General features: G+C 61.6%; 10 protein-coding genes and 2 riboswitches. Of the genes, 5 read left to right on the forward strand and 5 right to left on the reverse strand.

The window, feature by feature from the left end:
• Positions 1-11 precede the first annotated feature (11 nt).
• Together nadA and HCR76_RS06075 are read right to left on the reverse strand one after the other, a co-directional pair.
• Positions 12-1,292 (reverse strand): quinolinate synthase NadA, encoded by a 1,281-nt coding sequence (nadA, locus tag HCR76_RS06070; RefSeq protein WP_166989153.1) that lies wholly within the window; start codon positions 1,290-1,292, stop codon positions 12-14.
• Between the two features lie 30 nt (positions 1,293-1,322).
• The gene (locus tag HCR76_RS06075) at positions 1,323-2,018 is read right to left on the reverse strand and encodes an NUDIX hydrolase (RefSeq protein WP_166989155.1); all 696 of its coding nucleotides are present in this window, start codon (positions 2,016-2,018) and stop codon (positions 1,323-1,325) included.
• Between the two features lie 171 nt (positions 2,019-2,189).
• A riboswitch (glycine riboswitch) is annotated at positions 2,190-2,277 on the forward strand.
• 1 nt (position 2,278) lies between these two features.
• Positions 2,279-2,365: riboswitch (glycine riboswitch) on the forward strand.
• Positions 2,366-2,412: 47 nt separating this feature from the next.
• Between HCR76_RS06075 and gcvT the strand changes: the two genes are divergently transcribed.
• From gcvT to gcvP, 3 genes are all read left to right on the forward strand, one after another.
• On the forward strand, positions 2,413-3,546 hold the full coding sequence (gene gcvT, locus HCR76_RS06080; protein WP_198248155.1) for a glycine cleavage system aminomethyltransferase GcvT: 1,134 nt from the start codon (positions 2,413-2,415) through the stop codon (positions 3,544-3,546).
• Positions 3,547-3,551: 5 nt separating this feature from the next.
• Complete coding sequence (gcvH, locus tag HCR76_RS06085) at positions 3,552-3,926, forward strand: glycine cleavage system protein GcvH (RefSeq protein ID WP_166989157.1); 375 nt, start codon at positions 3,552-3,554, stop codon at positions 3,924-3,926.
• A 65-nt stretch (positions 3,927-3,991) separates the two neighbouring features.
• Positions 3,992-6,841 carry an aminomethyl-transferring glycine dehydrogenase gene (gene gcvP, locus HCR76_RS06090; protein WP_244971534.1) on the forward strand — a complete coding sequence of 950 codons (2,850 nt, stop codon included), beginning with the start codon at positions 3,992-3,994 and terminating at the stop codon, positions 6,839-6,841.
• Between the two features lie 201 nt (positions 6,842-7,042).
• Here the strand turns inward: gcvP and HCR76_RS06095 are convergent, their stop codons facing one another.
• The 3 genes from HCR76_RS06095 to HCR76_RS06105 all read right to left on the reverse strand — a co-directional run bounded on the left by HCR76_RS06095 (position 7,043) and on the right by HCR76_RS06105 (position 9,906).
• The gene (locus tag HCR76_RS06095) at positions 7,043-8,656 is read right to left on the reverse strand and encodes a monocarboxylic acid transporter (protein ID WP_166989160.1); all 1,614 of its coding nucleotides are present in this window, start codon (positions 8,654-8,656) and stop codon (positions 7,043-7,045) included.
• On the reverse strand, positions 8,653-9,024 hold the full coding sequence (locus HCR76_RS06100) for a DUF485 domain-containing protein (protein ID WP_166989161.1): 372 nt from the start codon (positions 9,022-9,024) through the stop codon (positions 8,653-8,655). The genes HCR76_RS06095 and HCR76_RS06100 overlap by 4 nt, the downstream gene beginning before the upstream one ends.
• A 96-nt stretch (positions 9,025-9,120) precedes the next feature.
• On the reverse strand, positions 9,121-9,906 hold the full coding sequence (locus HCR76_RS06105; RefSeq protein WP_166989163.1) for a CPBP family intramembrane glutamic endopeptidase: 786 nt from the start codon (positions 9,904-9,906) through the stop codon (positions 9,121-9,123).
• A 65-nt stretch (positions 9,907-9,971) separates the two neighbouring features.
• Between HCR76_RS06105 and HCR76_RS06110 the strand changes: the two genes are divergently transcribed.
• Positions 9,972-11,759 (forward strand): ABC transporter family substrate-binding protein, encoded by a 1,788-nt coding sequence (locus tag HCR76_RS06110; RefSeq protein ID WP_166989165.1) that lies wholly within the window; start codon positions 9,972-9,974, stop codon positions 11,757-11,759.
• Positions 11,760-11,995: 236 nt separating this feature from the next.
• The gene (locus HCR76_RS06115) at positions 11,996-13,603 is read left to right on the forward strand and encodes a peptide ABC transporter substrate-binding protein (protein ID WP_166990300.1); all 1,608 of its coding nucleotides are present in this window, start codon (positions 11,996-11,998) and stop codon (positions 13,601-13,603) included.
• The last annotated feature ends 18 nt before the right edge of the window (positions 13,604-13,621 follow it).

The following is a 13,621-nucleotide window of genomic DNA, read 5'->3' on the forward strand; positions in this document are numbered from 1 at the left end:
GTGAGACACTGTCAGCCCTTCGGCTTCGCGGCAAGCATTCGCTCAAGTGCGACGCGTGCCGGTTCGGCCACACCGGGCGACACCTCGATGCGGTTTTCAACCACCCCGGCGATGAGACGCTCTAACACCCAGGCCAGGTAGCCGGGATGGATGCGGTACATCGTCGAGCAGGGGCAGACGATCGGGTCGAGGCAGTAGATGGTGTGCTGAGGGTGCTGCGCTGCCAGACGCTGCACGAGATTGATCTCGGTGCCAATGGCAAACGTGGTGGGCGATGTCGCGCCGGCGATCGCCTTGGTGATGTAGTCAGTTGAACCGTACTCGTCAGCCGCGTCGACGACGTCCATCGGGCACTCGGGGTGCACGATGACGCGTACGTTCGCATCGTCCTGTCGTGCCTTCTTGATCTGCGTCGTGGTGAATCGCTTGTGCACGGAGCAGAAGCCCTGCCAGAGAATGACCCGAGCGTTCTGCAGCTCAGCCTCGCCATTGCCGCCGAGGGGCCGTGCCGGATTCCACAGCGGCATCTGCTCAAGGGAGACACCCATGTGCTTTGCCGTATTGCGGCCGAGGTGCTGGTCGGGGAAGAACAGCACGCGCTGTCCTCGTTCGAACGCCCACTCGAGCACGCTCTCTGCGTTCGAGGAAGTGCAGACGATGCCGCCATTGCGGCCGCAGAAACCCTTGATCGCAGCGGATGAGTTCATATATGTGACAGGAATGACGGGCACACGCCCGTCGGCGTCTGGTTCAGTGCCGTACACTTCGGCAAGCTGTTCCCAGCACTCCTCAACCTGGTCGATGTTCGCCATGTCGGCCATCGAGCATCCGGCCGCGAGGTTCGGTAAAATTACGCGCTGGTCGGCGCCCGAGAGCAGATCGGCGGTCTCGGCCATGAAATGTACGCCGCAGAACACGATGGCCTCGGCATCTGTTCTCGCCTTCGCAGCGTTCGCCAGCTGAAATGAGTCGCCAACGTAGTCTGCGTACTGCACAACCTCGTCGCGTTGGTAAAAGTGCCCAAGCACGACGACGCGGTCACCCAGTGTCTTCTTCGCCGCCCGGATTCTGTGATCAAGCTCCTCGTTTGACGCCTCGCGATACTCGGCCGGCAGTTCACCTTGGCGCGGCGTCGCGGCGGGAATCGCGTCGTCCATCGATGCGCCAGGCCCGTAGCCGGGGGAGACGTCGACGTCCCACGGCGCAGTCAGCAGATCGGTTGTGCAGACACCATCAGCTGAGGTCGCCGTGATGTCGCGAATTGTCAGGTCGACGGAAGCCGTCGTTGTCATGGCAATGTCCTTCAGTGTAAAAGGGGCTGGTCAGCGCCCGGTGAGAGGCCCGTTGTCAGCGAGCTCGATCGAATGGTTATGCCGATAGAGGCGGGCCGGTCTATGGCGACCGCCCATGCGGAACTCGTCCGTGGCGATGACATCGCCCGATGTTTCGATCTGGCGTCGAAAGTTCGCCGGATCCAGAGTGCGCTCGAGCACGACCTCGTGAACCTCTCGCAGCTCGGAGAGCGTGAACGTCTCGCCGAGAAACGCAGTGGCGATGCGGCTGTATTCCATCTTGTTGCGCAGGCGCCATAGCGCGTACTCGATGATCTGGTTGTGATCGAACGCGAGAGTCGGCACATCTTCGGCGAGAAACCAGTGAACGTTGTCGCTCTCGACGCCCGCGCTCGCGACATCGGCATGCACGAGAGCCCAGTACACGATTGACACCGTGCGGTTCTCTGGAGCAACACGGTTGTCCGAGCGATCCGGGCGACCGAATGCGAAGAGCTGTTCAAGGTAACGAGGGGTGAGCGCGGTGGTGTCGCGGAGGTTTCTCGCGGCGGATGCTGCAAGATCTTCGTCAGCGCGAAGGGGGCCTCCTGGCAGGGCCCATTGCCCCTTGTGGGGGGAGCGAATGCGTCGCACGAGAGGCAGCCAGAGCGCCAGGTGTCCGGTGTCGGGGTGCGGGCGCAGGGCGAAGATGACTGTCGACACCGCAAGGGTGATGGATGCCGCCATTGTCACCTCCTGTTAAAGTCAATGTGACCTTTACTGTTCTTCTATCTTAGTGTCACTGTGACCAGAACCGGAAATGTCGACAAGCGAAATCTCGTAACAATTGATCGAGCGCATCATCGAGTTTTCTCGCGCGGCAAGATAAGCTGTGCGTGCAACTGAATATCAGGCCGCACGCACGACGCGGGAGAGCTCGTTGAATCGGGCACCGAAGGAGCAAGCCTCCCCGCCAATCTCTCAGGTTTCATACCGCATCGTTCTGGCCACTCTGAAAAGCGGAGCGACTGCTCCCGCCCACGGTGAAAGTCGCTTCCCAGCGGCGAAGCTCTCAGGCTCATGACAGAGGGGGAGTTCCCACACCATCGCACGCTGTGCGCACGGCGACATTGGAGAACTCGTGCCTGATCAAGACCAGACAACTACCCACGCGGATGCCGCGCGCCACAGTCCTTTGCATGCTGTGCACGAGTCGCTCGGTGCGTCATTCACCGACTTCGCCGGCTGGCAGATGCCGGTGCGGTACACGAGCGACCTCGCCGAGCACAAGGCTGTGCGCGAAGCCGCTGGCATCTTCGACATCTCCCACATGGCCGAATTCACCGTCACGGGAGCGTCGGCAGGGGAGTTTCTCGATTTTGCGCTGGCGGGTCGACTCTCGGCCGTGGCTGTCGGGCGCGCGAAATACTCCCTTCTTCTGACGGAGTCCGGCGGCGTCATCGACGACGTCATCGTCTACCGGCTGAAGAACTCCGAGTACCTCATCATCTCGAACGCAGGGAATCGGGATGCCGTCAGCGCAGCGCTGTCGGCGCGCACATCGCGCTTCGACGTCAGCGTCTCTGACGTCAGCGACGACTACGCTCTCATCGCTGTGCAGGGACCGCAGGCCGAGGCGATCCTCGCCGGAACCCGTGAGATCCGCGAGCTCTCGGTGCCCTGGGACGAGCAGAAGTACTTTGCGTGGGCCGCAGCGCGGTTCGGCAGTTCTGCACTGCTCCTCGCTCGCACCGGCTACACCGGAGAAGACGGCTTCGAACTTCTGGTGAAGACGAACGAAGCCGCAGCACTCTGGAGCGCGGTCTCTGCCACCGGAGAATCGCTCGGACTTGTGCCCGCGGGGCTCGCCGCCCGTGACTCGCTGCGACTCGAAGCCGGCATGCCGCTTTACGGCCACGAACTGTCGCGCGAGCTGAAGCCGGCACAAGCGGGCCTTGGTCGCGTGGTCGTTGCGGCCAAAGAAGCATTCGTCGGCAAGGATGCCGTCGAACCAGACGAGGGCGCGCACGTGCTCGTCGGCCTCGTCTCGGATGGGCGTCGTGCAGGCCGCACCGGATACCCCGTTCTGTCCGGTGATTCTGAGGTCGGAGCCGTGACGAGCGGCATCCTCTCACCAACCCTCGGCCACCCCATAGCGCTGGCTCTCGTCGCCCCCGACGTCGCCGAGACCGGCACCGAACTCGACATCGAGGTGCGCGGCAAGCGCATCGCTGCAACAGTGACCACCCTGCCCTTCTACTCACGGAAGAAGTAAACGCCATGACCGAGACCAGCGCACTGTCTTATACCGAAGAGCACGAGTGGCTCAATATCGACGGCTCATCTGTCACCGTCGGTATCACCGACTACGCCGCAGAGAAGCTCGGCGACGTCGTCTTTGTCGAACTACCCGATGTGGGCGACGAGGTCGAAGCCGGAACGGTCGTCGGCGAAATCGAGTCGACGAAGTCCGTCGGCGAGCTCTTCGCGCCGGTCACCGGTACGATCACCGCGATCAACGATGCCGTCGTCGATGACCCGTCGCTCGTCAACTCGAGCCCGTACGGCGACGGATGGATGCTGACCATCGAGGTGCCCGAGCTTCCCGCAGGCCTGCTCGATGCCGACGCTTATGCGAAGCTGGTGAGCGAGTGACGCCGCACCTCGGCGACGTATTCGCCGACCGCCACATTGGCATCGACGACGCGGCACGCCAGCAGATGCTGTCGACGCTCGGGTTTCAGAGCATCGACGATCTCGTCAGCTCGGCGATCCCGACGGGCATCCGTGTTGACGAGAGCCTCGATAGCCTGATTCCGGATGCCGCGAGCGAACGTGAGGCCCTCGCAGAGCTTCGCGCGCTCGCCGATCGCAACACTGTGCGCACGAGCCTCATCGGCCAGGGGTACTACGACACGATTACGCCGGCGGTCATCACACGCAACGTTCTTGAGAATCCCTCGTGGTACACCGCTTATACGCCGTACCAGCCGGAGATCTCGCAGGGTCGCCTTGAAGCGCTCATCAACTTTCAGACAATGATCACCGACCTCACGGGGCTCGACACGGCGAACGCATCGATGCTCGACGAGGGTACGGCCGTCGTCGAGGGGATGCTGCTCGCTCGTCGCGCGTCCAAATCGAAGTCGAACGTGTTCGTGGCCGATGCCGACGCATTTCCGCAGACGCTCGCGCTTCTCGAGACGCGCGCCGAGGCTGTCGGCATTGACCTCGTCATCGCAGACGTGCGCGGGGGCACCGACGTGCCGGAGCATTTCGGCGTGTTCGTACAGTACCCCGCGGCATCGGGCGAGCTGTGGAACCCGGCATCCGTCATCGCGGCGAGCCATGAGCAGAAGGGAATCGCTGTCGTTGCGGCGGACCTGCTTGCGCTCGCCCTCGTGACGTCGCCTGGCGAGCTTGGCGCTGATGTCGCCATTGGCACAACACAGCGCTTCGGTGTACCCATGGGATTCGGGGGCCCGCACGCTGGCTACATGGCCGTGCGAAAGGGCCTCGAGCGTCAGCTGCCTGGCCGCCTCGTCGGAGTGAGCAAGGATGCCGCGGGGCAGCCGGCGTACCGGCTGAGTCTTCAGACTCGTGAGCAGCACATTCGTCGAGAGAAGGCGACGTCGAACATTTGCACGGCTCAGGTGCTGCTTGCCGTGATGGCAGCGATGTATGCGGTGTATCACGGGCCGCAGGGCATACGCTCGATCGCCCAGGCGGTGCACGCGAAGGCTGTTCTGGCGCAGCGTGCGTTGCTCGAGCATGGCGTCCGAGTGACGACAGAGCACTACTTCGACACGCTCACAGTCAGCGTGCGCGACGCGGACGCTGTTGTCGCACGCGCTTCGGGTCACGGGCTGCTTCTGCACAAGGTCGACGCCGAAACCGTGCGCGTGAGCTTCGACGAGGTGACCGCGCAGGACGATCAGCTTGTCGGGGTCATCGCGGAGGTATTCTCATCTGACCATAGCGACCCGCTGCCGGTTCCCGAGCAATCGGGGATCTGGCAGATCGCCGAGACAGCCCGTGCCATCGCGCCCACCGCACTCGCGCAGTTTCCCGACGAGCTTGCACGCCAGAGCGAGTATCTGACGCATCCGGTGTTCAACACGCATCATTCCGAGACCGCGATGATGCGCTACCTTAAGCGTCTCGCTGACCGCGACTACGCGCTCGACCGCGGCATGATTCCACTCGGCAGCTGCACAATGAAGCTCAACGCAGCCACCGAGATGGAGGCCGTCACCTGGCCCGAGTTCGCCGGACTTCACCCGTTTGCGCCCGCAGCCGACGTCGCGGGTTCACTCGAGCTCATCGCGCAGCTCGAGACGTGGCTCGCCGACGTCACTGGGTACGACACCGTGTCGCTGCAGCCCAACGCGGGCAGTCAGGGTGAACTCGCCGGCCTTCTCGCGATCCGCGGCTACCACCGCGCGAACGGTGACGAACAGCGCACCGTGTGTCTGATCCCCTCGAGCGCACATGGCACGAACGCGGCATCCGCCGTTCTGGCAGGCATGAAGGTCGTCGTCATCGCCTGTGACGAGAATGGCAATGTCGAGCTCGCTGATCTGCGAGCCAAGATCTCTGCGCACGCCGACGAGCTCGCCGCGCTCATGATCACGTATCCGTCGACGCACGGCGTGTACGAGCATGACGTGGTACACATCACCGAGGCAGTGCACGAGGCGGGTGGCCAGGTGTACATTGACGGAGCCAACCTCAACGCACTGCTCGGCTACGCGCGGTTCGGCGACTTCGGGGGAGACGTCTCGCACCTCAACCTGCACAAGACGTTCTGCATTCCACATGGCGGAGGCGGGCCAGGCGTGGGTCCTGTGGCAGCAAAGTCGCATCTGGCACCGTACCTTCCGGGCCATCCGATGGCGCAGTCAAACGACCATGCGGGCCTGACGCACGACGGAGGGCCTGTCTCCGCGGCGCCGTACGGCAGCCCCAGCATCCTGCCGATCACGTGGGCATACATGCGCATGATGGGCACCACGGGTCTTGCGCGGGCAACGCGTGCAGCCGTGCTGAGCGCGAACTACATCGCTGCTCGACTGCGAGATCACTTCCCCGTGCTGTACACGGGAGACAACGGACTCGTCGCTCATGAGTGCATTCTCGACCTGCGACCGCTCACGAAGCAGACGGGCATTACCGTCGATGATGTGGCCAAGCGTCTCATCGACTACGGATTCCACGCGCCGACCATGTCGTTCCCGGTATCGGGCACTCTCATGGTCGAACCGACCGAGAGCGAAGACATTGCGGAGCTCGATCGATTCATCGACGCGATGATCGGCATCAAGGCTGAGGCGGATGCCGTTGCGGCCGGCGAGTCTCCGGCAGACGACAATGTGCTCGTCGGCGCCCCGCACACGGCCGAGGCCATTGCGACGGCCGACTGGACGCATCCGTATTCACGAGAGCAGGCCGTGTACCCTGTGCGCTCGCTTGTGCGCTCGAAGTACTGGCCTCCCGTGCGGCGCATCGACCAGGCATACGGTGATCGCAATCTCATGTGCGAGTGCCCGCCCATTGAGGCGTTCGCCTAGCTCACAGTGGCGGGCATTGTTGCTGTCGCCACTGCGCGATTGGCTCTGATTCTCTCCACGCACGATCTGCCTCACTGAGCACACGCCCAAAGTGGCGACCTTTCCGCGCGGAAAGGTCGCCACTTTTGGCTACTGCTCGTGACGCGGGGCACGCAACGCGTGCACGTGTGGCCGAAATCGGGCCGACATGCGGTAATTGCGTCAGTGCTCGACAGCCTTCTCTGAGCCATGTCCAGTCAGAGAGCGCACCTCCATCTCTGCGGCGATACGGGGGTCTTCCGGCTTCTTCGACGTGATCGTACCGAGCCAGCCGAGGGCGAAGCCCAGCGGAATCGAGATGATTCCCGGGTTCTGCAGCGGAAAGATTGCGAAGTCCGCGTCGGCGAACACCGATGTTTCCGTCCCCGAGAACACGGGCGAGAGCACAATGAGCAGAAGCGCTGAACCGAGGCCTCCGTACATGCTCCAGAGCGCGCCCCTCGTCGTGAAGCGCTTCCAGAACAGCGAGTAGAGAATGGTCGGCAGGTTGGCACTCGCGGCGATCGCGAACGCGAGTGCCACCAGAAAGGCGATGTTCTGCCCCTGCACGCCGATGCCACCGACGATCGCCAACAAGCCGATCACAACGACGGTGATGCGGGCTACCTTGACCTCTTTTCCCTGTGACGTCTGGCCGCGTTTGATCACGTTCGTGTAGATATCGTGCGCAAACGACGTCGCTGCCGTGATCGTCAGACCAGCCACAACGGCGAGAATCGTTGCGAACGCTATCGCCGCGATGATTCCGAGCAACCAGGCGCCGCCCAGTTCAAACGCGAGCATCGGCGCTGCTGAGTTCACGCCGCCAGGAGCGGCAAGGATGCGGTCGGCGCCCACGAGCGTCACGGCACCGTATCCCAGCACGAGCGTGAACAGGTAGAACAGACCGATGAGCCAGATCGCCCAGACGACGCTGCGACGCGCCTCCTTCGCCGTCGGGACGGTGTAGAAGCGCATGAGCACGTGGGGGAGGCCCGCAGTGCCCAGCACAAGCGCAAGCGCAAGCGAGATGAAGTCGAGCTTCGACGCATCTGTCGCACCGTATTTCATTCCGGGCTCGAGAATCTCTGGTCCGGCGGCGGCAGCCGCATTTCCGAGCAGTTCCGAGAGGTTGAACCCATTGAGGGAGAGCACCCACACGGTCATGACGGCAGCCCCCGCGATGAGCAGCGCACCCTTGATGATCTGCACCCACGTTGTGCCCTTCATGCCTCCAATGAGCACATACAGAATCATGAGCATTCCAACGACCGCGATCACGATCGACTGGCCGATCTCTTCATGGATGCCGAGCAGAAGAGAAACGAGACCACCGGCGCCCGCCATCTGCGCGAGCAAGTAGAACAGGCAGACGGCAAGGGTCGATAGCGCGGCCGCCATGCGCACAGGGCGCTGCTTGAGCCGGAAGCTCAGAACATCGGCCATTGTGAACTTCCCCGTGTTGCGCAGCAGCTCGGCGACCAGCAGCAGAGCAACGAGCCAGGCGACGAGAAACCCGATGGAGTAGAGAAATCCGTCGTAGCCGTTCACCGCGATGGCGCCGCAAATGCCGAGAAACGACGCAGCCGACAGATAGTCGCCGGCGATTGCCGTTCCGTTCTGGCCGCCGGAGAACGACCGGCCGCCTGCATAGTAGTCCGCAGCCGTCTTATTATTGCGGCTTGCGCGCAGCACGACAACAAGCGTGATGATGACAAACGCGGCAAAGATTCCGATGTTGAGAAGTGGCTCGCCAATTGACTCGTGCTCGGCGGCCGAGATGATGAGCTGGTTCATGAGTCAACCTCCGCCTGAGCTGCAGGCTCGCGTTCTTCAAGATCTTCTCTGATGGACGTTGCGAGCGGGTCGAGCTTGCGATTGGCATAGCTCACGTACCACATGGTGATTCCGAAGGTGGTGACGAACTGGGCGAGCCCGAGCACGACTCCCAGGTTGATATTGCCGATGACGGGTGTGGACATGAAATCATGCGCATAATCCGCGAGTAGCACGTATGCGAAGTACCAGACGAGAAATGCGACGGCGAGTGGAAATGTAAAGCTGCGATGCCTCGTGCGCAGCTCACGGAATTGTTCGGAGTTCTGGACGGCTGGGTAATCGATCGGAGCCTGCGCATCGCGAGGCGGGTCGGTTGCTGAAACCATGATCCTCCTTGATCATGTGCGCCCTTTGTCGGACGACACAACATTGTGTCGCAGACTATCGAACCCCCTGTTCGAGGGGAAGAGCCGATTTCGAAACTACGCCGTGCCGAAGATTCCAGGCATGAGTAGGACGGCGAGCGGGTAACCGAGAAATGACGCAAGGTCGAGCAGAAAATGCGCCACGACGAGTGGGGCGACTCGCCCGAAGCGGGTGTACATCCAGCCGAAGAGAACGCCCATGGCGACGTTCCCGAGAAATGGACCGAACCCTTGATAGAGGTGGTAGCTTCCACGCAGCACGGCGGCTGCAACGATGATCACCCACCGATTCCAGCCCAGATCCCGCAATCGTGTGAACAGGTAGCCGACGACGATGATCTCCTCAAGCAGAGCCGCGCGCAGCGCCGAGAGAATCAGAACGGGGATGCTCCACCAGTAGTCTCCGAGACCGGACGTGCTCACGTCGACGGTGATGCCGAGCATGCGACCGATGACGTAGAAGGCGATACCAGGCACACCGATCGCTGCGAACAGCAGCATCCCTCGACCCAGGTCCTGACATGGCTTCGTACGGTCAAGTCCGATGCGGGTGAATGCTGACTCGTGTGGACGCCAGAGCAGATAGAGCACGAGTGCGACGGGAGCCAGCGCAAATGCGATTCCGAGCAGCTGATACGTCAGATCGATCCACTCTTGCGGACTTTGCGTCGGGTTGAGTCCAGCGGATTGATCCGCGAGAGCCGTTTCGGCGAGCACTCTGCGAATGATCGTGAGCACGGAATAAACGGCGGATGCTCCGAGCGAGAGAGCGAGGACGATGCCGATTTCCCACCACAGCTGGGTGCGAGTCTGCCGGGGGAGTGCGGGCACGGGGGCGGTCATTGAGGTAAGGGTCCATCCAGGGTCGAGGGCTGGCGCCAGTGTAGCGTTTTCGACGGGGAGGAAGAATGAGATCAACACGAATGATCATCGCCGTTGCGGCGCTCGGCGCCAGCATTCTCAGCTTAGCGGGCTGCGCAGACACCGGGCCCGATGCTGAGTCGTCCGTCGCTATCGGAACCAGCGATCGGTTCTCCTCATACAACACGACAACGCCCTCTGGATCCGCATCCGGCAACGCCGACATCACGACCCTGACGTTGTCGAACTTCACCTCGTATGACGAGAGTCTCGAGGTCGCGCCAGACACCTCGTTCGGCACCGTGGAGAAAATCTCGGACGATCCGCTTGTTGTGCGCTATACAGTGAGCGACTCGGCAACATGGTCTGACGGCACGCCCGTTGGCGCGGCCGATCTGCTGCTCGACTGGGCTGCCCATTCTGGAGCGCTGAACACCGCGGACTTCGACCCGACCGACTACCGTGCGGCTGTGTCGGACAACGGCGCGGCCGACCTGCCAGAGGACATTGTGTTCTTTGATTCGGGGGCTCGGCCCGACTCCGGGCTCGGACTCGCCTCAGAACTGCCGCAGCTGAGCGATGACGGCCGCTCGATGACGATCACGTACTCGCACGCGATCACGGACTGGCGAATCGCTCTCCCGCCTCCGCTGCCCGCCCACGTTGTTGCTCAGAACGCCTTGGAAGTCGAATCGCACGAGGACGCCGCGCAGGCAATCATCGACGCTGTTTCGCACGAAGACTTCACAGCTCTGTCGAAGATCTCGTCGTGGTGGAACACCGGGTTCGCGCTCGAGAACGTCGACTCACCCGAGGAAACCTACCTGTCGAGCGGACCGTATGTCATCGACGACATCGACTCGGAAAAAGGAATCACATTGTCTGCCAATCCCGAGTACTCGGGGGCGCACAGACCGTCGATTGCGACAGTCAACGTGCGGTACCTCGACGATCCGGCAGCACAGGTCGCCGCGGTGGAGAACGGTGATGTCGACGTGATCTCGCCGCAGGCGACTCCCGCAGTCGCTGAGCAGCTGGCCGCACTCGACGATCTGACAACACTCACTGGTCTCGTCGCCAGCTTTGAACACATCGATCTGCAATTCGGAGCGTCAGCCAACGGCACGTTCGATGATCCTCTCGTGCGCGAGGCATTTCTGAAGACAATTCCACGGAAGGCCATCGTCGAAAAACTCATCGAGCCGATCGTGGGATCGAAAGCGCAGACGCGCGACTCCTTCGTGTTCACTCCAGGGACGTCGGGGTACGACGAATCGGCAGCCGGGGCAGCGTTCCCAGCCGTTGACATTGCTGGTGCGAAAGCTCTGCTTGACGAAGCGGGAACGCCCAAGCCAGAGGTGTGCATCCTGTATGCCGCGAACAATCCGAGACGCGCTGCCGAATTCGACATGATCGCAAAATCCGCTTCCCAAGCAGGATTCTCGGTAACTGATTGCGGCACAGATCACTGGCGGCAGCTCCTCGGCGTGCCCGGCAAATACGATGCGGCGATCTTTGCATGGCAGTCCTCGAGTCTCGGTGCGGTCGATTCCGAAAGCAGATACGCGACGAAGGCACGCAATAATCTCAATGGGTACTCCAGTAAGACCGTTGACGCGCTGTTCCGCGACATGAGTGAGACGGAGGATGCTGGCGAGCAGTCTGAGCTGCTTGCCGACGTCGACTCTGAGCTTCGCGCTGACTTCTATGGCGCGCCGCTTTATCAGTTTCCGTCGATCACGGCATTCGACCCCGATCGCATCGCGGGCATCAGCCCTCGAGTGATCGCACCATCGCTCACGTGGAACCTCTGGGAATGGCGGTCGTTCGAGTAATTGTCGTGACGTCACGAATCATCTTCAGAGAAGCGTGTGACGTCCGCAGTAATCGTGCATAGCCCACAAGATTCTGTCAATTTTATTAAGTGGGGGTAACATTCCCGACGGTGCGCGTTGTGCGCGCCTGTTGACAGCGCTTAGTGTCGTGCTAGTACTTTGCGGCAGTGTGGCCAAAATAGCGCTGCGGCAATTCACCTTGCACAGGAGGAAACGTGAGAAAAACGACGTCGCGGATGCGTCGCCTGCTCACCGCTACAGCGGTGGCAAGTGTTGCAGCGCTCGCGCTCGCCGGCTGCTCAAACGGCGGCAGCGAAGGTGGTGGATCCAGCGATGACGCTGCGATCATCACAGTGAACAGCACCGAGCCCCAGAAACCGCTCATTCCCACCAACACCAACGAAGTTGGTGGAGGAAAGATTCTCGACTCCATCTTCGCCGGGCTGATTTACTACGACGTCGACGGTGCCGTGCACAATGAGGTTGCCAAGTCGATCAAGAGTGATGACAGTGTTGTGTGGGACATCCAGCTCAATGAGGGTTGGAAGTTCACAAACGGCGAAGAGGTCACAGCAAAATCGTTCGTGGACGCGTGGAACTACGGTGCCCTGCTCAGCAACGAGCAGCTGTCGTCGTACTTCTTCGAAGACATCGAGGGCTTCAGCTGGGACGAAGACAGTGAACTCACCGGCCTCGAGATTGTCGATGATTACCACTTCACCGTGACCCTGAGCCACCCGGCATCCGACTTCGGTCAGCGGCTCGGCTACTCGGCGTTCTACCCGCTTCCGTCCGTGGCCTTCGAAGACATGAAGGCGTTCGGCGAGAACCCGGTCGGCAACGGCGTCTACAAGCTCGCCGGCGACGACGCGTGGGAGCACGACGTCAAGATCGACCTTGTGAAGAATGAGGACTACAAAGGTGACCGCGAGGCGCAAAACGGCGGAGTCACCATGAAGTTCTATGCGAACATGGACGCGGCCTACGCTGACCTGCTGTCGGATCAGCTGGATGTGCTCGACGAGATTCCGGCCTCATCATTTGGCACCTACGAGAGTGACCTCGGGGAGCGCACCGTGAACCAGCCGTCCGCACTCTTCGAGTCGTTCACGATCGGGCAGTTCCTCGACCACTTCAAGGGTGACGAGGGCAAGCTCCGTCGACAGGCACTGTCGATGTCGATCAATCGCGACGAGATCACCGACGTGATCTTCGAGGGGACGCGCACGCCGGCCAGTGACTTCACATCACCGATCATCGACGGTTGGAGCGATGAGCTGGATGGCGCAGAGGTGCTCGAATTCAACGAGGAGAAGGCGAAGGACCTCTGGGCTCAGGCTGACGAAATCAGCCCGTGGGAGGGAACATTCAAGATCGCCTACAACTCCGACGACAATCACCAGGCATGGGTAGACGCCGTGTGCAACAGCATCGCGAACGTGCTGGACATCAAGGCGGAGGGCGACCCCTACCCGACGTTTGCTGAGATGCGTACGAAGATCACCAACCGCGAGATCACCACGGCGCACAGAAGTGGATGGCAGGCCGACTACCCTGGCCTGTACAACTTCCTCGGCCCGCTCTACGGCACGGGTGCCGGGTCCAACGACGGTGACTACTCGAGCGAAGAGTTCGACTCGCTGATCAAGGAAGGCATCAGCTCCACTGATGCGAAGGTCGCAAACGAGAAGTTCCAGGAAGCTCAGGAAGTGCTTCTGCAGGATCTTCCGGCGATCCCGCTCTGGTACGAGAACGTCGTCGCCGGCTACTCGACTCTCGTCGATAACGTCGAGTTCGGCTGGAACTCCGTTCCGCTCTATTACCAAATCACCAAGACGGCGTAACATCGCCTGACAACGTGT

It is taken from the genome of Paramicrobacterium chengjingii, from assembly GCF_011751765.2.
Lineage (GTDB): Bacteria > Actinomycetota > Actinomycetes > Actinomycetales > Microbacteriaceae > Paramicrobacterium > Paramicrobacterium chengjingii.